Here is a 23650-nt window from a genome sequence, read left to right on the forward strand (position 1 = left end):
GACCAACGCCCCCTCCGTCGGGCAACTAGTTGGCCTTAGATGTCTCCCTATGTGGCATCGGGCGTAACGCATTTTTCAACTTGTTCCAATATTTCCGCTTTAGATGACGGCTTTATGATGTAACCTTTAATGCCCATAGAAGCCCACTTTTTAAATAAGTCTTTTCGCTTGTTGCCCGTAAGTGCGATGACAGGAACAGGGTTATCACCGCCGGTCTTATTAATATGTTTGGTCGTATTTAAACCATCCAGTTTTGGCATAAATAAATCCATAATGATGCAATCATAACGCTTGGTCTTTATCAGCTTTAATGCCGCTAAACCATCGTCGGCTTGAGACACTATATAATTGGCATCACCCAGTACTTTGACTAACATTTCGCGATAAAGATCATTGTCTTCAACAACCAAAATGGATTTTTGTTTCGTAATTAAATTGGGTTCAGACGCTTCTCCAGCGAACTCTTCTTGCTCTGGCTGAGGTTTGTCTATTGCAGCTGGCTCATTACCATCACTTAAATGTATTGCGCTACTTTCCTCATTGTTGGCTTCGATTTTGGCCTCTTCTTTAGATCCCTCGGTGAGCTTTTGTTGTTCGTCACGTTTTTTCTTTTTCGCCACGGTTTTTTGCAGTTGTTTATTGCGTTCATTTGCTTGGTATTGATTATGGACTCGGGTTTCCGTAGCCAATGTTTTTTTCTCGACCATAGTCGCAACCATGTCGTCGAGGCTAATTTGCAGCTCTTTTTCCAGACTTTCTAACATTGGTGCTAAGTGATTTTTAGCGATATTTTCCAATACTTTTTGGGGATCTTCGTTCGTCAATTCTTCTGACGATTCACTAACGACTTGGCCTAGCTTATTTTTACAATCTTGAATACTGCCCGACAATGCGCTTTTACACTCAACCCCTTTATCAATGAGCTCAGCAAGCTCTTCATCGATTATGTCAAACTGTTCATCCGTAATGCCTTCATATTTTTTAACGGTATGTTTTATTAATGCGTTATGCACAATAATTTTTAATCTAAATTTTTCATATAACGGCTGGTAAACAAAATAATTGTCGAACAACCCCTTTATACACGCTCGAAATGCAATATTGGACTCTTTGTTTTTACACAACAAAATTGCATCGTGATTATGTGAAACCAGCTTTTCCTCAACTAATTTAGAATACAATTCAATGCTTTCCATGACAGTATTAAGCGCAAATAGAATGACGGGTGGTTGAAATTTCTCGACTACCTTTCCAATGTTATTGGCATTTGGGATCGCACGAAACTCACTGACTTGCTCAGCGATAATTGCCGCTGCGCCCAATATATCTTCGTTATTGTCGTTTATTAAAATGACCTGAGGGTGTTTACTCGCCATTTTATTATTTGCTTCAGCCACGTTTAATTTCCTCATAAACCGATTTGATGGCCTTACCTATTTTGACAATTAATACTTTGCATTCGTTGCGTTTTGTCTCCGTGCTATTATGTTCAAGCGTCTGTAGATAATATGAAAGTTGCTCTGCACCAATTGCCTTTGACGACGTTTTTAAAAAGTGAGAACGGTCTTTAATTTTCGTAAAATCACCTTCTTTGTAGGATGAAACCAATTGATTATAAATAGTCTGGGCCTGTTGAATAAAGTCCAATTCACACTTTTTGATATATTCCATATCATCACCAACTAACTCTTTCATAATGTCGCGATTCAACACGGACAATGTACTTAATACCTCATCCATACCATTTCTCCATTATTGTTTTCAGATCGGCTAATTTCACCGGTTTGCTAATAAAATCATTCATCCCAACAGATAAGCAATGCTCTTTGTCACCTGACATCGCCGCCCCCGTAATTGCTACGATGGGAATTGTTGTCATCATATCTTTAAGTTCCAATTTACGGATATTTAGCGTCAATTCATAACCATCCATTTCCGGCATATGGCAATCAGTTAAAATTAACTTATAGTTTCTTTCTTGCCACATTTTAAGGGCTTCTACGCCATCGCCAGCAGTGTCGACAACGTAGCCTAATCTCACCATTTGCTTGTTGATTAAATCTTGATTAAATGGATTATCTTCAACAATAAGAATATCGGCGATTTTAGTTGCCTCCACATCGTCTTGTTTAGAAGTGAGTTCGGTCGCATTAGCGTCCGTAGAGAACAAATCAAGCTCAGCGAGCTCATCAAATAAATCGAAGTCGTCTGCTTCTGCCTCCGCTTGTGCTTTTGATCTTTTGTCTGAGTCGTAAAAATGAATAATGTTGGACAATAACTGATTTCGCGTTGTTGGTTTTATCGGGATAGGTCTAAATTTTGGATTGTTATTTACAAACGTATCAAGCTCCGAACGGTCTATTGCGACAGCAATGTCATGTGCGGGAATATAATGTGCGAGCTGTTCCAAATTATTCTTCACAAACTCGTTTTCGCCAATCAAGGCAAAAGTAATATCGATGTCATCAGCATTGAGCGTTTTAATCGCTTCGGCCGTAAATTCGTGGGGGATAAAAGTAACGTTTGCACCTTCCGACTCTAAATACGCTTTATATCGTCGAGACACTTTAACTAAGTACTGGTTAAAATTAATTATTGTGATTCTTTTGTCGAGTAATTTAGATGCTTCCAAGTTATCTTCACTTGCTCGCCACACAGGCAGATGAAGTGAAAAAGTAGAGCCGACATGCAACTCACTTTCTAACGCGATATGACCGCCCATCATGTCAGCTAACTTACCGCAAATTGCAAGACCTAAACCAGTGCCACCGTACTTCCGGGTCGTCGACTTTTCTGCCTGCACAAAAGGTGAAAATAGAGAGTTTTGGACATCTTTGGCGATACCAATACCGTTATCTCGAATCGAAAAGACCATACTCGTGAGCGCCCCTGTCGTTTTAGCCACATAAACGTCAACGACAATTTTGCCTACTTTATCGCTATTGGAACTGGTAAATTTAATTGCATTACCAAGTAGGTTAAAGAGTATTTGCCTCAGTCGAACATCGTCCCCCATAACTAATTTGGGGATATCGGGGGCTTCCCTTACATCGAGGATCAGGTTCTTTTTGGAGGCAACAGGAAGAAATATTTTACAAATATTGTCTATAACCTCAGAAATGGAAAAGGGTTCATCTTCCAATTCCAGTTTACCCGCTTCGATTTTATTCAAATCCAAAATATCATTCAAAATAGAAACTAAGTTATCTGCCGCCGTTTTTGAAATTTCAATTAAAGATCGAGTTTCCTGCTTTAGGTCGTCGTCAAATGCCAGCTCTAAGTTGCCAATAATAGCGTTCATCGGCGTCCGTAGCTCATGACTCATCATCGCTAAGAAATCACTTTTTGCTTTATTAGCTAACTCTGCACGCTCAGACGCTTGCGCCAATGCTTCGGTTCGTTGTGCCACCCGTTGCTCTAATTCAACATTGAGCTTACGCATTTGTTCACGGTGCACAATGGTCTCAGTTTGGTCGATACAAACACCATACAATTGTCGTGAAAGCTCATCAGTATTACGTTTGATTACGCCCTTGGCATGAATGTGCTTAACAGCTTTATCGGGAATACACACCCTAAAGTCGACTTCAAATGATTGCTCGGTTAACACCACTTTATTTAATGTCGTCAGTAACTCGTTTATATCGTCATGGTGCACTCGGTCCCGCCACTTTCCTTTTTTTAAACCGACTTTATCTTCCAATTCAAAGATATCGGCAGTGACATGATCCCAATCCCAAAACCATCGACCATTGAGCCCTTCTACACCTGTCCAAGTGCCGATTAACCCCGCTTCTAATGCGAGTTTTTTTGATTCATTTGCATTACTTAATTCAACTAAAACTTCTTTTTCTGCTGTGCAATCTTGTAATGAACCGACAACACTCGTCACGCCATAATTATTTTTATAAGCATCTCCCCGTAACGAAAACCATTTTAACTCGCCATAAACAACTACCCGAAATTCAAACTGCAGAGGAATTGATAACTCAATGTGATTTAAGAAAAAAACATCGAATATGGGCTGATCTGCCTCCAAAACTAGCTTTTTGAAGTGTTGCCAGTCTAAAAGTTCTGATTTTTTCACACCTAGTAATGCTTTCATATGTGCCGAAAAGTACGCTTTATTTACACTGGGAATATATTCCCAAGTGCCAATCCCTGCACTTTCAGTGGCGGTTAATATTTTGTCTAAACTAAGAGCATAACTTTGTTCGTCAGCAATCACTTCAGTTGATATTTTAAATGTGCAAATGACAAAAATATCAGTATTCGTGTGGATCCGTTTTGCTGAAACATTAATTTTTCGATGGACATTTCCCCTATCATTTACGACCAGTTCAAATTGCTTATCACCCGCAACAAGTTGCTTTAAAAATGCCGCAAATGTTGTTGCACCGCTGCGCCATTTAGGGTCAAAACTTTCGCCAACTTTTATTGGAAGGTAAGGAGAAATTTCATTTTCAAAACCAGATGACAAACGACTAGCATTGCCTTTTTCATCAAAAATAGCTGCGGCGATGTTTGCAAAATCAAAATAGTCGATTAACTCTTGATTACTTGTCATTTATGCTCCGGATATTTTAATTTTGTAGGTCGATTTAGCCATCTATAAGATTCTGATTTGAATAAACTAGTAAAGTAAAACGACTTTTCAACTCTATATCGTGCGTTTGTGGCGGGAACGTAATGTTTATCTAGCGCATTTAAGAACAAAATATCTTGACGTAAATTACAAATATCTTAAAAACAAAACAGTTTAGACCGCTTTTCAGAAGCTAAATACTTCAGCTTTGCTAACGAATAGCTTAGTTCACTTTGCACAGAAAGCCAGTTAGCCATTGCAGAGCTACAACCTATCCATTCGGACAAATTTATTAAACGAGTGTAAAAAATTAAAATCTAATCTAAATCAACACGGCAATTACTTTTAGTTGGTCTATATTTGATCCATTGGTATTTATTAAAAAGAATTACATGATTGATAAATTCATACTCGTTGTAGACGATGATCCATTATTGAGGAAAATACTTGCTCGGATGCTAAAAGATCTGGGTCAACATAAGGTGCTTATTGCTATTGATGGCTTTGCCGCGATGGATTTAGTGACAAAACACGGCAATGATATTGGCTTTATTCTCAGTGATTTAAAAATGCCAGGAATGGATGGCGTTGAATTTTTTAGACATTTAGCGGAGTTAGAAACTCAAATTCCCCTCGCGATTATGACAGGAACAGACTCTAGGCTTGTTGAATCTATCGTAGAATTAACCATTCGACGTGGGCTAAATTACAAAGGGACGTTAACTAAACCTGTCAGCCAATATGCCCTTGCATCCTTACTTCAGACACAAATAACGGTGACGACAGTCAGCGAAAAAGCGACTGTCACTAATATCTCACGAAATGCTGTTTCAGAAATTACCGTTGCCATGCTTGGCAAGGCAATCATTAGAGATGAAATTGAATGTTATTTGCAACCTCAAATTGACGCAAAAACATTAGATGTTATTGGTTTTGAAGCACTCGCAAGATGGCACCATCCGGAACTGGGTCTTATCATGCCAGACAGGTTTATCACTGTTGCCGAAAATAACTTTTTAATTGATGAACTCACGTTTCAAATTTTTAGAAAAGGATTAGAAAGCTTTAGAAAAATAAAATCCAAATTGGATTATGCGACGATTAGTTTTAACCTTTCTTCAAACTCATTAAATAATACTGAATTGCCTGAAATTTTGAGTGACCTGTTGTATGAAAATAAAATACAGTTTTCTGAAGTCGTGATAGAAATAACAGAGTCCAAGCTTTCATTGGATTTTGTAAATTCCCTAGATGTGATGACCCGACTGAGCTTAAAAGGGTTTAATTTGTCGATTGATGATTTTGGTACCGGATTCAGCTCACTTGAACAATTACAAAAATTTCCTTTTACCGAACTAAAAATCGATCGCGTTTTTACTCAAAACCTTGATATCAGCCCAACATCACAACTTTTGGTTGAGTCAAGTGTCAGACTCGCTCAAAAAATGGGTCTCAAAGTCGTAGCGGAGGGTGTTGAAACAGAACAACAAATCAGTCAATTGCGGACTATGGGGTGTGATATTTTACAAGGATTTTATTTTAGTAAAGCATTAGATAGTAAGCAGATAGAAATCTGGCTTAATAACCGGAAAAACACGACTTCGTTAGATATTTCACAAACGTTGTCGACTTAATTTTTCAACAAATATGAGTTTTTCCAATGGCAGAAAGTAATTTTATAAATACCGATGAAATTGACAAGATATTTGGTCGTATAGACCGTGATGAAAAAATTCAGACAATTGTTGATCTAGCTAAAGATTTTGTAAAAAAGCGCAGTGAGTTGTTACGCTTAAAAAATGAAATGGACCTAGATAATTTTAAATTAATTTCCCATTCACTTAAGTCAAACTGTAGATACATTGGGGCTACCGCCCTAAGCCAATGCTCGTTTACTTTAGAAAAGACAGAGTCATTTAATGAAGATGGGTTCGACAATCATTGGCAACTATTTTTATCAACTTATAACAATACAATGAACGACATTAAGTTATCTTTACAGGAATTATAAACGGCGTGGCTAAGTCAATCAGTACCAGAGATAAGTTAAATCATATAATAATCTTTAGGGAGGATAATGAGCTTGATGCCTTAGCCGTGTCGAAGATCTTAGATTACTTTCAACATGTTTTAGTAATAACAGACATCAATAAATTAATTGAACAAATGAAAGACTTAACGCCTAAAGTCATATTTTTTTCGTTTGAACACATCGAAACCACACTCCAACGCTACTATTCTTTGATAGATGACCTTAAAACAACCCCATGTTGTGAGCATAAGCTTGTGGTTCTTTGCAAAAAAAATGAGGAAGGAACTGCGTTTGCTGCCTACAACACACAGGTAATTGACGAATACCTTATCAGTCGTCCGCTTTATGAAAAAACACGGCCTATTCTATTAGCCAAACAACTACTACGCGAGCTCGGCGTTCATTTTACGACAAATGGCAGAATCCAATATCAACTTACTAATCTAGAGCTTAAAAACGAACTTGTCGAAATAATTGAAGGGGCTTTGGATCGCAAACAGGCGTTTAAAACCGAATTAGAAAACAGCATAATAAAACTCGACTCAGCGATAACTGCTGCTCAGGAACGTTTTGAAAAAAATCAAAAAGCAGAGCTAAATTTAGACGATATAAAAAACTTGTTGAGTCAAATAAAGTCCAATGAGATCCGCCCTGAATTATTAGAATTGCAAAACAAAGCCCTGTCTTTGCTCAATGGTTTTGTAAAATCTACAACTTCTCTTGTCACAAAAATGGATCCGAATAATGCATCAATAGATGAGGTTGAACGGGTCGAAAATACTGGCGACACCAGTCTAGAGCAAAACGAATTAAAACAAAGTACAGCACACCATAAAGTTACAACCCCACCACTAAATGGCGAGCAAACAATCGATTTTGAGAAACGGCTTAGAGAGCTTCAAAGTCCGCAGAAAATAAGAGTCCTTTTAGTTGAAGATGACGAAATGTCACTAAATTTAAGTGCTAGATTATTTAAGAAATCGACCTTTAAATTTGATTATGCTGTAAGTGGCCGAGATGCCTTAAATAAACTAGATAACAATGAATACGATATTGTTTTTCTAGACATTAACCTTCCGGACTCTGATGGGTTATCTATCGCAGCGCAGCTAACAAATAGTAAATCAATAAACGCTGACACATCTATAGTTGTACTTACCGGTAGCCACAGTAAATTGACAATTAGACGCGCAGGTCAAGTTGGCGCAAAAGCCTACTTAATAAAACCCCTTCGTGAATCGACGCTACGCGTGGCACTAGATAAATGCGGCTATGAATATTGACCATAGGGAAATTGTCTAAACCACACAAAATAAAAACGCCTATTCTTCTATAGCCCCGATTGCACGATTTTTTAATTTTGCCCCCTGGCAGCTTAAAAATGCTTTTTCGATTATCTCGGCTGATGTATCGCAGTTATTACTGTTTATTGCTAAACCCACGCTACAGTCCACTACCACATTAACTGTTTCACCATTTTGGTCTGTGATCATGTAATTATCGTCAATCGTTTTCAGCTGGCTTTTGGCCGCAGAAATAGCATCTTGAATTGTCTGCGAATTAGGAAACATAGTCACAAATTCATTGCCATCGTAGCGCGCAATAAAGTCCGACGCTCGGCTAAATAGTCGTAACCTGTTGGCGATGAGAGACAAAATGTCATCTCCAGCCTGATGTCCATGTTTTTCATTTATTTGGGGAATATTATTAATTTTCAAATAACAAACACTAAATTTTGTGTTGTAACGTACACCGCAATTTATCATCACATCTAGTTTTTCAATTAATGCTTCACGGTTATATAACTTGGTCAGAAAATCATGTTTGGCAGAACGCTGTAAACTTTTACTGGTTTTAACTCTTAAAATAGAAAATCGAATAACACGTAACAGCAACGACGCGGTTAGCTCTGATTTAGGAATAAAGTCTTGAGCTCCGTAATTAATAAATTCTTCACCAGTGGAGTCGGCCTCAGCACCCGAAACAACAACTATGGGAATTGCGTCAATTAATGAGCTTATTTTAATGATAGTGTCGAGCCCTCTAGAATCGGGGACATTTAAGTCGACAAGTACAATCTCAGGGGTAAAGTTAACAAGCCCGGTTAACAACGCTTCCAAAGAATCAAACACAACTAAAGTATGACTTTGAAAAACATCGGTATTGAGTGCTTTTCTAATTACCGTTGCGGAAAACGCATCATCTTCTAAAAGGTAAATTAAAAAGCCTTGAGTCGTCTCTGCGGTTAACTTCTTTTCCATTACCAACCCTTCCTTTGTTGTAATGTTTTACCAGTTTGAATGACCAACCATAACACCTAACGGAGCTTTTTAAGTAATACTTTGACGGAATGAAGGGGTTAATCTTCATTCCTAACAACCTTTATTTAATTTTCACCTGTTAAGCGTTAATGGAATTTGGCGTTACTACATATTTGGATAATTTGGACCACCGCCACCTTCTGGTGTAACCCAAATTATATTTTGTGAGGGATCTTTAATGTCACAAGTCTTACAATGGACACAGTTTTGGCTGTTGATTTGTAGACGTTTTTCGTTTGACTCTTCAACGATCTCATAGACACCTGCAGGGCAATAGCGCTGCGCTGGTTCATCGAACACGTTTAAATTGACTTTAATCGGTATATCTTTGTCAATAAGTTGTAAATGAACAGGTTGCCCTTCTTCATGATTCGTATTTGACAAAAATACCGAAGACAATTTGTCAAAACTCAACTTTCCGTCAGGTTTAGGATAGTGAATTGGATCACATTTGGCTGCCGGTTTCATTGTCGCATAATCAGGCGTTTCATCTTTAAAGGTAAACGGCATTTTGCCGCCAAATAGATTTTGATCTAACGTGTTATACGCTCCGCCAAAAATGGTCCCTAATTTGTGCAGCGCGCCACCAAAGTTTTTAGCGCTTTCCAGTTCTTGATATAACCAACTCTGTTCAAATGATGTTTGATACTGAACTAAGTCAGATTGCCCTTCATCGCCTGCTAACAAAGCGTCGACAATAGTATCTGCTGCGATCATTGCAGACTTCATAGCGGCATGATTACCTTTGATCTTCGCAAAATTTAATGTCCCTGCATTGCAGCCGACCAAGAAGCCGCCCGGCATCGTCATTTTAGGCAAGGAATAAAGTCCGCCTTTGGCGATAGCGCGCGCACCGTATGAGATCCGTTTACCATTTGCTAAATATTTAGCATATACCGGATGATGTTTCATTCTTTGGAATTCATCAAATGGACTCATATGTGGATTTGAATAGTTCAAATCAACAATTAATCCACAGACAACTTGATTATTATCGGCATGGTAAAGATAGCCACCACCATTCGACTCACTCGATAATGGCCAACCAGCGGTATGTATCACTAAACCTTCTTGATGAACCTCTGGAGAGACTTCCCAGAGCTCTTTGAAGCCTAATCCGAAGTGTTGAGGCGATGAATCACGGTCGAGTTCAAATTTAGAAATTAATTCTTTGCCTAAATGACCTCTAGCACCTTCGGCAAAAATAGTATATTTTGCTTTCAGTTCCATACCAGGCATAAATGAATCTTTTTGTTGCCCTTCTTCATTTAGCCCCATATCTCCGGTTTGAATACCAACGACTGCACCGTCTTTATATAAAACACGCGATGCGGCAAACCCTGGGAATATTTCAACACCTAATTGTTCCGCTTGTTCTGCCAACCAACGGCATACATTGCCCATAGAGACAATATAATTACCATCGTTGTGCATAGTTTTTGGGAAAGCAAAGCTAGGAACCGTGTTTGAGCCGGTTTCATTACGTAAAAAGTAGACTTCATCGTGGCTCACTTTAGTTATAAGCGGTGCGTCTTTTTCAGACCAATCAGGGATAAGTTCGTTAAGTGCTTTAGGTTCAAAAACGGCACCAGATAACACATGAGCGCCAACTTCAGAGCCTTTTTCAACAACACAAACCAATAATTCTTGCTCATTTTCCTGAGCCTTTTGCATTATTCGAATAGCCGCAGATAAACCCGCTGGTCCAGCGCCAACAATGACTACATCAAAATCCATAGATTCGCGTTCGATTTCAGACAAAATACTCTCCCGTTATTTTTATAATTTTTTCGGTGCCATGTATCAGTTTATTTATAGTAGGGATTTGCTTAGTTTTAAAGCTGAACAGGCTATTTAAATCGATTCTACCTTACCTTTACGTAAACTGCATTTACTAGACTTATTTTTGAAATTGAGTAAAAAAATAATTCGGAATGAATTTTTGACAAAATTGCCTATCGAATATGTTTGCTCACTTATCGCGCGCGAATATCGCTTTAGCCAAATATGCGTACCGCCGTAACATGATAAGTAGCACCAACCACAAGTAGTCATCAAGTGCGCCAGATGATTTTTCAGTGCTTTTATCTTTATTGCTATTAGAAGTTTCAACGTTACCAATCGGTTCATCCGTTGAAATGGAGTACGTTTTTTGCCAACCTTCCTTAAAATGAAAAGTACCCTCGAATCGAATTATTTTGCCAAGCATGCTTTCGTCGACAGTTAAAACTGAAGCGCCGCTCGCAACTACTACATCATCTGCATACCAAGTGTAATCATCGAAATTATACGTTTCGTTATATTGTCGAAGCCGGTCAAATGTATTTATAACGCCGTTAATGCTGATAATTGAGCCCGCAATAACTTCAAAGTCATCGCTATGATAGTTTAAAACCTGTAGCCTAGTATTATGAAAAATCGGATCTTCCTGGGGAACTATTTCAACAGATATTAGATACTGATAAACCAAACTCTCTGTTTTAATTTCTACAGAAAAATTATCTTCTCCGAAAAAATTTGGTTTTGGTCGATAAGTAATTTCCCAGTTGCCATTATTATTGTCATACATCGCAACACCTGACATAGGAGAATTAATGATAAGGAGTTCACTGGAATTGGCACTTACCTGAGGCAACAAAAAGGACGAATTTCCGCTATCTTCGGTAACAGTCAGGTTGAAATTTTCTTTTTTAAATTCGATCGGTTGACTAAAGTCAACACTGTGCAATGTGACGCCATGCAACGAACTCGTCATTATTTCGACTTTGTTATTATCTATCTTATTAAATTGGTTTCCACTCGAATCACTAAAGTAATTATATGCCGATCTTTTATCTGGGATCATATCTTCTGACATGTTTAACATAAAACTATCTGCATCAACCAAATCACTAGTGGCATTACCGTTTATGTCAAATGATTTGAGCTGAAATGTCGGGCGCCCCAGTATTCCGCCATCAATAATGACATAAAATTGGTGCTGATCTATCATCCATATCGACTTGGGCAATACATCGTTTTCTAACAAACGTATACCTTCCTCAGCAAAATCAAATTGTACCTGACCTTTTTCATTCAGTTTAGCGATGAACCCTGTCGAATTGACTTCATATTTGCCATATTCGTCAAATACACCTGTTATATAAATATTATTAGCACTATCAGGAGTGAAAGAAAGCCCTGTAACACTTGTATCGTGCTTAAATTCAGCCACCCCATTGTTGCCAAACTCAGTAATGAAATTACCGTTGGCATCTAGCTTAAATAAAGTTAAAAAACTGGGAACAGCGGGCGATTCAACCGTCACCATTATTAGAGTTTCATTTTTTTCAGTTCGCAAAACCTTTAAATTGCTAGTGTCATATCCAATATTTCCGAAATTATCATCCCAAGTAAAAATGACTAGTCCATTCTGACCAAAATTGACGTCAAGCGAACCGTTTTCATCTAGCCGTAAAATAATAACGTCTTGCTGACCCCGATAAGCTGCAGTTTTGTCTATTAGGAATACATCAACTCCACCGTCAATATTTGGTTCTATCCAGCTAATTTTTAAAACAGAGTACCCTTCGACTTTAAGGTAATTATTTTTACCCTCAAGAAAATTTGTATCCAGCTTTCCAAATTGGTTATAGCGATAAATAGCAGAATTGCGATACGTCCAAATATTATTATTACCATCAATTACATAGGGTTTATTTAACGGTAAATCGGACTTTGTGCTTAAGTCACTTCCTTGGGAAAATGCGTTGTCTAACTGACCATTTATATCGAGCATAAAAAAACGTTGATTATCGGTATAAACGAGTCTTCTTCCATCACTAAATGATTCAAAGGATACAGGATTACCTTGACCGTATAAATTATCAATATAGTATAAGTTTGTATTAAACGAAGCGGGTTGAGTAGGAGATGTTTGTACTCCAGCTGGCGACAAATAGCGGAAGTATGTGTTTCTTGGATTTTCCCCCTTGTAAGTAAATAAAAGACCACCGTCTTTTGCATATTCAGCATTTCCACCAAAGAAATAATTTACGTCACCTTTTATCCAAAACACACCTTTTGTACCAAATGTTAAGTCGATCGCCTTATCTTTAAGTTTAAATATCATTAAGGATTTGTCATATTCTACATTTTTGCGTTTTACTTCGGCAATTACAAACTGCTCGCCGTTAACAATGTCTGTTGCAAATTCAGTTCTAAAATGAAACTTATCTTCTTCAAATTCACTAAATACATCTGCACTGTAATTTTTTAAATCAATGTCGCCTAACAGATCACCATCAATATTTATGTACCACACACCTTGGACGCTGTTTATTGCATGATAAGTCTTACCTGCGTCTGTTTTTAACGCGCTCGTTCTTACCCCGATGTGGTTTTGTTTTGAACCTGATAATTTATCGCCGTCAGAAATATAAAAATTACTAGCAAACGACTTCATGCCGTCATCAGCAAAAGTCCTATCAATAGAGCCATCTTGGTTTATACGTATAAATGTTGTATCACCAAATCCCAAACTGACACCGAGCAAGACTTGATTATTAGTAGAACCAGTAATAAATGTTTTAACAAAGTAGCCCAAGCTGTATCTGTGAGTATAAAACAACCTCATAGACCAACCTGTTTTACCAAAATATTTGTCTGCTGTGCCGTCACTAGAAAATTTAAATAAGTGAACTTGCCGTTTTTCAACATCATAGCCTTCTAAACCAGTCAACAATGAAATATATATATCCCCTCCCTCATCAACAAAGATACTGCCTAATTGATTCCCCAACGGTTGGAAAAAAGCACTGTCTACAAATTCAATCGAAGCTTCGCCATTAACTCCGAAGGACTTATTTTGCGCTCCTGAATGGCTAAACTTTCTTATTTCTAATTTATTGTCATCTAAAAAAGCCAACAGGAAACCATCAGAAATTTTTATTCTGAGGTCAGAATCAGTGTCGTTACGGACGATAGGCGATGAAAGCTGAGCATTAAACTCAACTTTTGTCATTGGAACTGCTGCGTGGGATAAGTTGGTAAAATCTAAAATAAGCAGTAAAAATATCAACGTCCGTGTCATAAAAATAGAACCTAATTGTAAAAATAGAATACGCAAACTACTTAATTAAATTAAGGTCGTCAATAGCATAGAGGGTTTTAACTATTATCGAAAAATCCCTAAAACAATTACAGTTAATCGCTACCTAAACACATAACCGAAGGCCCAAATTCGGTGGATGTCTGGTTTAATTTTCAGACTTAAAATTACATGGGTGTCTGCTTAAACTCAGGCTTCAACTCACATGGGTGTCTACTTAAAAATGCATGGGGGCCTGGTTAAATTTGTGTGGGTGTCTACTTAAACTTATCTGCTTTAACTTGTGTTTAATTTGGGTGGGTGTCTGGTTAATTTTGTGTGGGAGCCTGCTTATACTCGTGCTTAATTTTGTGTGGGTGTCTGGTTAATTTTGAATGGCTGTCTGGTTAAATTTGTATGGGAGCCTGCTTATACTCGTGCTTAATTTTGGGTGGGTGTCTGTTTAATTTTGTGTGGGTGTCTGGTTAAAATTAAACTTATGCTTAAACTTGTGATTAATTTGGTGGAGGGTCAGCTTATTTTAGGCCGTTTAAATTTTTGCAAAAAATTTATGACTGTCGTGCTAATGCGTCTCCAACTAAGATACCTGACATATCGCTATACTAAGGTATTTCCAAAGTTGCAGACCGTTCATTTGTGCTAACAATAATTTGATTTAAGGAATTTACTTTAAAAAACGTGTCTTTTTGTACTCGTTATTAAATGACACAATGATGCGATAGTTTGAGAAAGCACTAACTATAGGAAGCGAAATTGCTTCACCCCCTATTCAGTTAGACAACGGCTAAATAATCAGCCGATCAACTAATTGTGGTAATTCTAGTTACCACCACCAACTGGACCTTTAAGGGCGCCAACTTGGTTTTGCAATACTTCATCTAAAACGGTTTTAGTGCGTGAACGTGCTTGACGTTGTTTCTTCGTTGTACATTTCATTTTAGAGATACGTGAACCGGTAGGTGCTTCACTACGACACTTTATATCAGCTTTAGCTTGCTTTAATTTTTCTTCTTGTGTCATATTTTGAGCAACTTCTTTACTCGTAGTCGCTTTATCAGCCGTCGATTTACAACCAACTGCAGTTACTACCATAAGCGAAATAAAAACTAATTTTAATGTTTTCATAATTGTTCCTTTTAAATTGTGTCCATAAACTTGGATTAACGTTGTATTAGTTAGCAATTCTAAAACATTAAGATGCAGTAGTACATTTGCCGAACTTGCCTTGTTATAACAAACTTAATGACCATGTTACAAGAATTTAGCGTCGATTTTAAAGTCATCGTTTTTTTAGGCACAAGCTCTTTTTTACCGTCTAATTCACGTTAACTCACCCGATAAAAATTTAGAGTTTACCCGTATAAAAAAACGATAAACAGCTAGAGTAGCTAACCCGCCTAGCGCTAACGTATTTTTATATGTTAATAAACACCAAGAAGTACTTTACAAAACATCTAAATATGTCAGCCGAAAACATTTTGTAAAACCGCTATATGGAAACTATTCATTACAGCATCAAAAAATACGTTCAAATGAATTTTTTTAACTAATCGCGTAAATGTAGTGTGTTATTCCAATTACGTGCGTTAACTTAGCTATACACTTTAGCAAAAAATCAAAAACACCTATATTGAGCAAAATTTGCACTTAGTTTTAAAACATTTATGATGCGCAAAATTTTTTAGAGGATACAAAATTGAAAAGTGTATTAACAATTGTTTTACTTGCAACTATGTTTGCGCCGACGTATGTAAAAGCTAACGACGGTTTAGCTGAAACAATTTGTAGTTATATCGAAGTTGATAATAAATCACGTTTACGTAAAGTTTTGAAAGCAAACAACATACGGATCAGAAACATCTATGACTCTGTTTTGTGTGACGGTCAAACAATGTTACGTTTTGCAATTACGAGCGAAGCGAATTCTGTTGGTGGATTTATCGTTTCAAAATTACCTGTTGTTGCGTTAAACACTCCAGAATCAAATGGCAAAACACTTGTTCAATGGGCTGACGAATTTGGTCACAGTGCTTCTCCAGTCGTTGCAATTGCTCGAGACAGAATGGGCGAATAATTGCTTATATTTCAAAGATCAGATTTTTCGTTAACTTTTAGAGTTAACCAAATCGCTCTTTTATAAAGCAAAAAAAATGGCGTTACACTTAAGTGTTAACGCCATTTTTGTTTCAGACAAAAAACTAATTATTTTCTTTTGCGTGGTTTAGACTGTACTTAGGAATTTCAACAACCAAATCTTCATCTTGAATAATGGCTTGGCAGCCTAAACGTGATTCCATTTCCAAACCCCATGCTTTATCTAGCATATCGTCTTCCAGCTCATCGCTCTCAGACAGTGAATCAAAACCTTCACGAACAATAATATGACATGTTGTACAGGCACATACCTTTTCACAAGCATGTTCAACATCTATATCATTCGCTAATGCAACGTCCAGTACCGACTGTCCTTTTTTTGCTTCCAATACTGCGCCATCGGGGCAAAGCTCTGGGTGAGGTAATACAATTATTTGAGGCATGTTTAATCTCTACATTCTGTAATTTGTTTTATACGTCTTCAACCGCTTGACCGGTTAAAGCTTGTTTAATACTGTCTTCCATTCGACGAGCTGCAAACGGCTGACTAATATCATCAAGCTGCTTGATCTTGTCTTTAATTATTGAGCCATCTTCGCCCTGGCAACTCTCTTGTAACAACTGAATGGCCTTATCTATTGCTGCTCGTTCAGTATCGTCGGCAATTAGATGACCTGATTGAGATATTGCCAATTCCAACGACTCAATCATACGCTTTGCATCAACTTGCTGTTCACGAAGCATTCTTGCTTGCATGTCTTCTTTTGCATTTCTCATTGACGATGTAAGCATATTCGCTATTTCGTCTTCTTCAAGTCCATATGAAGGTTTTACTTGAATTGATGCCTCAACCCCTGTCGATTTTTCCATTGCGGTAACACTTAATAAGCCGTCCGCATCAATATTAAACGTAACTCGAATAACCGCAATACCAGCGGTTAGCGGCGGTATACCTTTTAATACAAACCGAGCCAATGAACGACAATCGTCAACTAATTCACGTTCACCCTGTAGAACATGAATAGCCATCATCGTTTGGCCATCTTTGTATGTGGTAAATTCTTGTGCTCTCGCGACTGGGATTGTGGTGTTTCTTGGAATGACTTTCTCTACCAAGCCCCCCATTGTTTCTAACCCTAAAGATAATGGCGTCACATCCAGTAGCAACATATTAGAGTCGGGCTTGTTACCAACTAATAAGTCAGCTTGAATTGAAGCACCAATAGCAACAACTTGGTCCGGATCAATAGTGGTTAAAGGGGTACGTTTGAAAAAACCTTCCACTTTTTCTCGGACTAGAGGTACACGAGTAGAGCCCCCCACCATGACCACTTCTAAGATATCTTCGGCTTCTATTTCAGCGTCTTTTAACGCTCGTCGGCAGCTTTTCAGGGTTTTCTTAACTAATTCGGCAATACCATCTTCAAACAATTGTTTAGTGAAAGTCCCGCTAACCTCACCTTCTTGAATAGAAAGTTGATACTCGACAGAATCATCTAACGTTAATTGCTCTTTTACTTTACGTCCTAAATCGTACAGCTTTCTTAAACTTTTCGCTGTTAGCCCACTTTTTGGTAGTGCATGCAATTCAATCAGTTTTGAAACGATTGTACGATCGAAGTCATCACCACCAAGCGCCGAATCGCCGCCCGTTGACAACACTTCAAAAACGCCCTTATTTAAGCGTAAAATTGAAATATCAAACGTACCACCACCAAGGTCATAAACCGCAATAATGCCTTCCTGTCCAGAGTCTAAACCATACGCAATCGCCGCAGCTGTTGGCTCATTAATCAGACGTAATACTTTTATTCCAGCAAGTTCGGCAGCGTCTTTTGTACCGTGGCGTTGAGCGTCATCAAAGTATGCAGGAACGGTAATTACGGCACCTTGCAAGTCGCCGCCAAGTGAACTTTCAGCACGTTGGCGGAGGTTATATAAAATCTCCGCTGATACTTCAATTGGGTTTTTCTCCCCCTGTGCTGTTTGAATATTGACGGTATGCTCTTTTTCAACAAACTGGTACGGCAAATCGCCATATAACGCATTGATGTCGGATAATCCACGGCCTAAAAAGCGTTTAACCGATACTATGGTATTTTCAGGATCATCTGCTGCGCTGTTTTTTGCGTCGTCACCTATCATTACCGCCTTCGGCAAATAGCGAACAACAGATGGCAGTGAAAACCGCCCTTCTTCGTCGGGTAAAACACCTGGTTTACCACTACGTACCGCTGCGACTAACGAGTTAGTTGTGCCTAAGTCAATCCCAACTGCAAGCTTATGTTCGTGAGGGTTGGTACTTTGTCCAGGTTCAGCAATTTGTAATAAAGCCATCTAAATACATTTCCAGTTGATATTCATTTTTAATCGTCTAATAACTTGTCTTCTAGCTGTTGCGCTTCGGACTTCAATTTGTAAACAAACCGAAGTTTACGTACAGCAACCGCAGCTGAGTCGTAATCTTGCGAATTAAACAGTGATTCAAATTGATTGGTGTATTGCACTACGAGTTGTTTCACGTCATCGTAAAAGTCATCAAACGCTGACTCTTTGTCCGATGCTGTTTCAATATCTTCAAGCTCTTCACGCAACTCCATTTGCTGCATCAAAAACATGCCATCTTTAATGGTAGTTTGCTCATGCTTTACATCAAAACCGTGTTCCATCACCATGTATTCAGCGCGTGACAATGGGTGTTTTAACGTTTCAAAGGCGTCATTGATTTCTGAGGATGTTTGTACCGCAAGGAGTCGCTCACGGTCTGAGCCGCTAGCAAAATTGTCAGGGTGGACTTTCTTTTGAATATCACGATATCGTTGAGTTAATAAGTTGGTATCAACTTGGAAATCAACGGGTAAATCAAACAACGAGAAATAACGCATAAAAACCTTTAATACAATTTAACTAAAATAATTACGAAACTTGTAATGCAAGATTTTAAAACAGTTAAGGCCATTACCTTTGGGGTAAATGGCCTTATTAATACAAATCTAAAACAGACTATATGGTGAAGCTTTCACCACAACCACATTCGTCTTTTTGATTCGGGTTCACAAATTCGAACCCTTCATTCAACCCATTTTTCACAAAATCTAATTTTGTTCCATCTAGATAAACTAAGCTTTTTGCATCGACAATGACTTTAACGTCTTTGTCTTCAAAAACTTCATCGCCGTCTTCGATATCGTCAACAAATTCCAACACGTAAGCCAATCCTGAGCATCCTGTTGTTTTCACGCCTAAGCGCAGGCCTAAGCCTTTACCACGGTTGTGTAAAAACGATTTTACTCTATCTGCTGCCGAATCGGTTAAACTGATGGCCATTTACTGCTGCCTCTATCTAAATAAGTTGAAAGTAAAACTAAGCTATTACGCTGTGAAAACACAGCTTAATACCTAATTGTTCTTTTTAGCTTTGTAATCTTCAATTGCTGCTTTGATCGCGTCTTCAGCAAGAATTGAACAGTGAATTTTCACTGGTGGTAGCGCAAGTTCTTCAGCAATTTCAGTGTTGCTAAGTTGCTGAGCTTCATCGATTGACTTGCCCTTAACCCACTCTGTTACAAGTGAAGAAGAAGCGATCGCAGAACCACAACCATATGTCTTAAACTTTGCGTCTTCGATAATACCGTTTTCGCCAATCTTAAGTTGTAGCTTCATTACATCGCCACAAGCCGGTGCGCCAACCATACCCGTTGCAATAGTTGGATCATTTTTGTCAAAAGAACCAACGTTACGAGGGTTTTCGTAGTGGTCTATTACTTTTTCGCTATAAGCCATTTTAAGCTCCTTAATCGAAAACTCGATTAATAATTAATTTGAAAATTCGTTACCGCTACTAGATAAACCTAGTGTGCAGCCCATTGCACGCTATTTAAATCAACACCATCTTTGAACATTTCCCAAAGCGGCGACATTTCACGTAATTTGTCGATTGCGTTGTTAACTTGTCCGATAACATGGTCGATGTCAGCTTCTGTCGTAAAACGACCAATACTGAATCGAATCGAGCTATGTGCTAGCTCGTCTGTCAAACCTAATGCTCTCAATACATATGAAGGCTCTAAAGAAGCAGACGTACAGGCTGAACCTGAAGATACCGCCATGTCTTTTAGTGCCATAATTAAACTTTCGCCTTCAACAAAGTTAAAGCTTACATTGAAGATACCTGGAACGCGGCTCTCTAAGTCACCATTGATGTAGGTTTCTTCGATATGTTTAACACCGTTCCAAAGTTTTTCACGTAGTTCGATAATGTGTTTTGTGTCTTTTTCCATATCTTGCTTAGCAATACGGAATGCTTCACCCATACCCACAATCTGATGTACAGGTAGTGTACCAGAACGGAAACCACGCTCATGGCCGCCACCGTGCATTTGCGCTTCTAAGCGAATACGAGGTTTACGACTAACATATAATGCGCCAATACCCTTAGGGCCGTATATTTTATGCGCTGAAAATGACATTAGATCCACTTTCAATTCTGACAAATCAACTGGGATTTTACCGGCACTTTGTGCGCCATCAACATGGAATACAATTTTACGTTCACGACACATTTCGCCAATTTTAGCGATATCTTGAATAACACCAATTTCATTGTTTACATGCATGATGCTTACAACAACAGTGTCGTCACGCATTGTTTTTGCAAGTACGTCTAAGTCAACAAGGCCGTTTGGTAATACGTCTAAATACGTTACTTCAAAACCTTGGCGTTCTAATTCACGACAGGTATCTAAAACGGCTTTATGTTCAGTTTTAGCCGTAATAATGTGCTTACCCTTTTTGCTATAAAAATGAGCTGCACCTTTAATCGCTAAGTTATTAGACTCTGTTGCACCCGATGTAAAAACAATTTCGCGTGGGTCAGCATTTACTAATTCAGCAATATTATTTCTGGCGATATCAACTAATTCTTCTGCTTGCCAGCCATATTTGTGTGACCGCGACGCTGGGTTACCAAATGTGCCATCCATTGTTAACGACTTCATCATTTCTTCTGCTACACGAGGGTCAACTGGTGTGGTAGCTGCGTAATCTAGATAGATTGGTAACTTCATTAAATTCTCCACGAACGAATTAAAAACCTGCGTTTATACAGGTAGAACAATTATAAATTTTGCGCTGCTAAACGAATAGTCGTATGTTCAGCATCTTGCCGCTCTGCTACGGCTTTTACGTCTTTTTGTTGAACCAATTCACCAATCGAAATATCACTTAAAAAGTTTTCTATTCGATCGCTCAGATTCGACCATAATTTATGAGTAAGACAGCGAGTGCCACTCAAACAATCGCCTTTTCCGCCACACTTAGTTGCATCTACACTTTCATCTACAGCAGCGATAACTTCGCTAATGGAGATTTCTAATGCATTGCGTCCAAGAAAATAACCACCACCTGGGCCTCTTACACTGTTTACCAACTCGCTTTTACGAAGTTTGGCGAACAACTGCTCTAAATAAGAAAGCGAAATTCCCTGGCGTTCTGATATATCGGTTAACGGTACGGGTCCATTTGACGTATGTAATGCAACATCTAGCATTGCTGTAACGGCATAACGACCTTTAGATGTAAGCTTCATTTCTCACCTTTCACGTTAAAAATGTGGACCCTTTCGATGGGGTCGCATTTTACAAACCTGAGTAAATTAGTCAAGTACTTATACCTGACTAATTTACTCGGGTTTAAATAAAACGCAAGGACTTTATATCGTCGGATCGAAGGCGTGCATACCTGCGACGCGCTGTTCAGCAGCTTTTTGGCCTTCTTCCACAAACTCTTTTGAGTCGACGTCGATGACCGGTAATTCTTTATTGCAGACAGTACCACCCATTTTTGTGACTTCTGAGCACACTGAAGCTAGCTTCTCGTCCATAATAGTAATGTGGTCTAACATTGCGCCAATTGCTTTGGCGACAGGATCTGGGTTATCTGGTGACACCGCATAAGCGTCAAAACCATATTTTTGCGCCATCTGCGTACGCTTTTTATCATCTGTTGCAGCTGAAGTCGGCGCGTTTACTATTCGCCCTGGAATACCGACAACAGTGGCGTTCTCAGGAACTTCTTTAACAACAACAGAGTTAGAACCAACACGGGCATTTTTGCCAACTAAAATCGGACCTAAAATTTTCGCCCCGGCCCCTACGACAACACCATCTAACAATGTTGGATGCCTTTTCCCAGCATTCCAACTTGTCCCACCTAAGGTCACACCGTGATAAAGCGTTACATCGTCACCAATTTCTGCCGTTTCGCCGATTACGACGCCCATGCCGTGGTCGATGAAAAATCGACGGCCAATAGTAGCACCGGGGTGAATTTCAACCCCTGTCAACCAGCGTGCGATAGTTGAAATGTAACGTGCCAACCATTTCCAGTTTGCGCGCCACAGACTATGTGATATTCGTTGAAACCAGATCGCATGAAGTCCAGGATAGTTAAACAATATTTCCCAATTGCTGCGCGCAGCTGGGTCACGATTGTAAACACTTGCTATATCTTCTTTAATGCGATCAAACATTGGGAACGTTACTCTTTAATTAGTTTAGTTTTTAATTAACTTAGTTATAGAAGTGAGGACACCTCTTAATATATTCAACTCGTGGGACTCAGGTCGTGCCCGATTAAATACACGACGAAGCTTTGACATAACTTGCCCAGGATGTTGTTTAATAATAAATCCGGTATGAACCAAGGTTTCTTCCAAATGCTGATAAAAACCTTCTAGTTGACCGCTATTAGGATAGTCGGCTTCAAACGGCTCATATTGCTCACCTTCTTTTTCTAAAAAGTTCATGCGAACTTCGTAGGAAAGTGTTTGAACCGCCATTGCCAGATTTAAAGAACTGTATTCTGGATTTGCCGGAATATGAACATGGAACTGGCACTGCTGTAATTCTTCGTTGGTGAGGCCCGAGTTTTCTCGCCCAAATACCAAAGCAACTTTATGTTTTTCGCCTTCTTCAACTACTTTTTTACCACACTCTCGAGGACCGACCATTGGCCAAGATAACGTGCGTGAACGAGCACTTGCTGCAATTGATAATCCACAGTCTGCGATGGCTTCTTGCAAAGTATCTACAATTTTGAGATTGCCCAAGATATCGGTCGCTCCAGCGGCTAAAGCAGAAGTATGGCTATCTGGAGGCTGCACAGGATCGACAAGTACTAAGTCTTTAATTCCCATCGTTTTCATTGCGCGCGCAGCAGACCCGATATTTCCGGTATGTGAGGTATTTACCAATACAATTCTTACGTTATCTAACATTCACTCAGTCATTCTAGTAGTTAAGCCGGCCGCAGTTTAACACAATAGCGGTGTAGGAATTAAGCCAAAATACGCTGTCGTTAACTCATTTTTTTATTAGATATTATCTGAATACCACTAATGCCCAGATTTTGTACGGACATTTAGCCCCATGAAGATCAGTGAAAGGAATAATAACGTAGACACCCACCGTAGTTTTAACCGCCTGACAAAAAACAACGTAGACACCCACCGTTGTTTTAACCACATAACG

At 38.7% G+C, this 23650-nt stretch carries 20 protein-coding genes; 4 read left to right on the top strand and 16 right to left on the bottom strand.

All coding sequences use genetic code 11. The features are described from left to right. Positions 1–47 precede the first annotated feature (47 nt). Genes KO525_RS19980 through KO525_RS10415 form a run of 3 tightly spaced genes read right to left on the bottom strand, consistent with a single transcriptional unit; the run spans position 48 to position 4567 of the window. Positions 48–1397: a response regulator gene (locus KO525_RS19980; protein WP_215963739.1), complete on the bottom strand. Its 1350-nt coding sequence runs from the start codon at positions 1395–1397 to the stop codon at positions 48–50. Then, positions 1390–1740: an Hpt domain-containing protein gene (locus KO525_RS10410; RefSeq protein ID WP_215963740.1), complete on the bottom strand. Its 351-nt coding sequence runs from the start codon at positions 1738–1740 to the stop codon at positions 1390–1392. Before KO525_RS10410 ends, KO525_RS19980 begins: the two co-directional genes overlap by 8 nt. Continuing rightward, on the bottom strand, positions 1733–4567 hold the full coding sequence (locus tag KO525_RS10415; protein ID WP_215963741.1) for an ATP-binding protein: 2835 nt from the start codon (positions 4565–4567) through the stop codon (positions 1733–1735). The genes KO525_RS10410 and KO525_RS10415 overlap by 8 nt, the downstream gene beginning before the upstream one ends. Positions 4568–4977: 410 nt before the next feature. On the opposite strand from KO525_RS10415, the gene KO525_RS10420 reads away from it, so the two are divergent. Genes KO525_RS10420 through KO525_RS19985 form a run of 3 tightly spaced genes read left to right on the top strand, consistent with a single transcriptional unit; the run spans position 4978 to position 7900 of the window. Further along, positions 4978–6219: an EAL domain-containing protein gene (locus KO525_RS10420; protein ID WP_215963742.1), complete on the top strand. Its 1242-nt coding sequence runs from the start codon at positions 4978–4980 to the stop codon at positions 6217–6219. A gap of 26 nt (positions 6220–6245) precedes the next feature. Then, the gene (locus tag KO525_RS10425; protein ID WP_215963743.1) at positions 6246–6596 is read left to right on the top strand and encodes a hypothetical protein; all 351 of its coding nucleotides are present in this window, start codon (positions 6246–6248) and stop codon (positions 6594–6596) included. A gap of 5 nt (positions 6597–6601) precedes the next feature. Further along, positions 6602–7900, top strand: coding sequence for a response regulator (locus KO525_RS19985; protein ID WP_215963744.1), 1299 nt, complete (start codon positions 6602–6604; stop codon positions 7898–7900). Between the two features lie 39 nt (positions 7901–7939). Here the strand turns inward: KO525_RS19985 and KO525_RS10435 are convergent, their stop codons facing one another. The 4 genes from KO525_RS10435 to KO525_RS10450 all read right to left on the bottom strand — a co-directional run bounded on the left by KO525_RS10435 (position 7940) and on the right by KO525_RS10450 (position 15152). Further along, on the bottom strand, positions 7940–8878 hold the full coding sequence (locus KO525_RS10435; protein ID WP_215963745.1) for a diguanylate cyclase: 939 nt from the start codon (positions 8876–8878) through the stop codon (positions 7940–7942). Between the two features lie 165 nt (positions 8879–9043). After that, positions 9044–10675 carry an electron transfer flavoprotein-ubiquinone oxidoreductase gene (locus tag KO525_RS10440; protein ID WP_215963867.1) on the bottom strand — a complete coding sequence of 544 codons (1632 nt, stop codon included), beginning with the start codon at positions 10673–10675 and terminating at the stop codon, positions 9044–9046. A gap of 235 nt (positions 10676–10910) precedes the next feature. After that, entirely contained in the window at positions 10911–14009 is a 3099-nt protein-coding gene (locus KO525_RS10445) for a hypothetical protein (protein ID WP_215963746.1), read from the bottom strand. An 837-nt stretch (positions 14010–14846) separates the two neighbouring features. After that, positions 14847–15152, bottom strand: coding sequence for a hypothetical protein (locus KO525_RS10450; protein WP_215963747.1), 306 nt, complete (start codon positions 15150–15152; stop codon positions 14847–14849). A gap of 571 nt (positions 15153–15723) precedes the next feature. Between KO525_RS10450 and KO525_RS10455 the strand changes: the two genes are divergently transcribed. Further along, on the top strand, positions 15724–16101 hold the full coding sequence (locus KO525_RS10455) for a DUF3718 domain-containing protein (RefSeq protein WP_215963748.1): 378 nt from the start codon (positions 15724–15726) through the stop codon (positions 16099–16101). 124 nt (positions 16102–16225) lie between these two features. Here the strand turns inward: KO525_RS10455 and fdx are convergent, their stop codons facing one another. The 9 genes from fdx to trmJ form a co-directional block, all read right to left on the bottom strand. Then, positions 16226–16564 carry an ISC system 2Fe-2S type ferredoxin gene (gene fdx, locus KO525_RS10460; RefSeq protein ID WP_215963749.1) on the bottom strand — a complete coding sequence of 113 codons (339 nt, stop codon included), beginning with the start codon at positions 16562–16564 and terminating at the stop codon, positions 16226–16228. Positions 16565–16592: 28 nt separating this feature from the next. Then, positions 16593–18458 (bottom strand): Fe-S protein assembly chaperone HscA, encoded by a 1866-nt coding sequence (hscA, locus tag KO525_RS10465; RefSeq protein WP_215963750.1) that lies wholly within the window; start codon positions 18456–18458, stop codon positions 16593–16595. 29 nt (positions 18459–18487) lie between these two features. Then, positions 18488–19006: a co-chaperone HscB gene (hscB, locus tag KO525_RS10470; RefSeq protein ID WP_215963751.1), complete on the bottom strand. Its 519-nt coding sequence runs from the start codon at positions 19004–19006 to the stop codon at positions 18488–18490. 118 nt (positions 19007–19124) lie between these two features. Continuing rightward, positions 19125–19448, bottom strand: a complete 324-nt coding sequence (iscA, locus tag KO525_RS10475; RefSeq protein ID WP_215963752.1) for an iron-sulfur cluster assembly protein IscA — start codon at positions 19446–19448, stop codon at positions 19125–19127. Positions 19449–19520: 72 nt separating this feature from the next. Then, positions 19521–19904, bottom strand: a complete 384-nt coding sequence (gene iscU / locus KO525_RS10480) for a Fe-S cluster assembly scaffold IscU (protein WP_215963753.1) — start codon at positions 19902–19904, stop codon at positions 19521–19523. Positions 19905–19972: 68 nt separating this feature from the next. Further along, entirely contained in the window at positions 19973–21187 is a 1215-nt protein-coding gene (locus KO525_RS10485) for an IscS subfamily cysteine desulfurase (RefSeq protein ID WP_215963754.1), read from the bottom strand. A 50-nt stretch (positions 21188–21237) separates the two neighbouring features. Continuing rightward, positions 21238–21708 (bottom strand): Fe-S cluster assembly transcriptional regulator IscR, encoded by a 471-nt coding sequence (gene iscR, locus KO525_RS10490; RefSeq protein ID WP_215963755.1) that lies wholly within the window; start codon positions 21706–21708, stop codon positions 21238–21240. 123 nt (positions 21709–21831) lie between these two features. Continuing rightward, positions 21832–22650: a serine O-acetyltransferase gene (gene cysE / locus KO525_RS10495; protein ID WP_215963756.1), complete on the bottom strand. Its 819-nt coding sequence runs from the start codon at positions 22648–22650 to the stop codon at positions 21832–21834. 24 nt (positions 22651–22674) lie between these two features. Then, the gene (gene trmJ, locus KO525_RS10500) at positions 22675–23397 is read right to left on the bottom strand and encodes a tRNA (cytosine(32)/uridine(32)-2'-O)-methyltransferase TrmJ (RefSeq protein WP_215963757.1); all 723 of its coding nucleotides are present in this window, start codon (positions 23395–23397) and stop codon (positions 22675–22677) included. Positions 23398–23650: the final 253 nt, after the last annotated feature.

Source organism: Psychrosphaera sp. B3R10, from assembly GCF_018861025.1.
Lineage (GTDB): Bacteria > Pseudomonadota > Gammaproteobacteria > Enterobacterales > Alteromonadaceae > Psychrosphaera > Psychrosphaera algicola.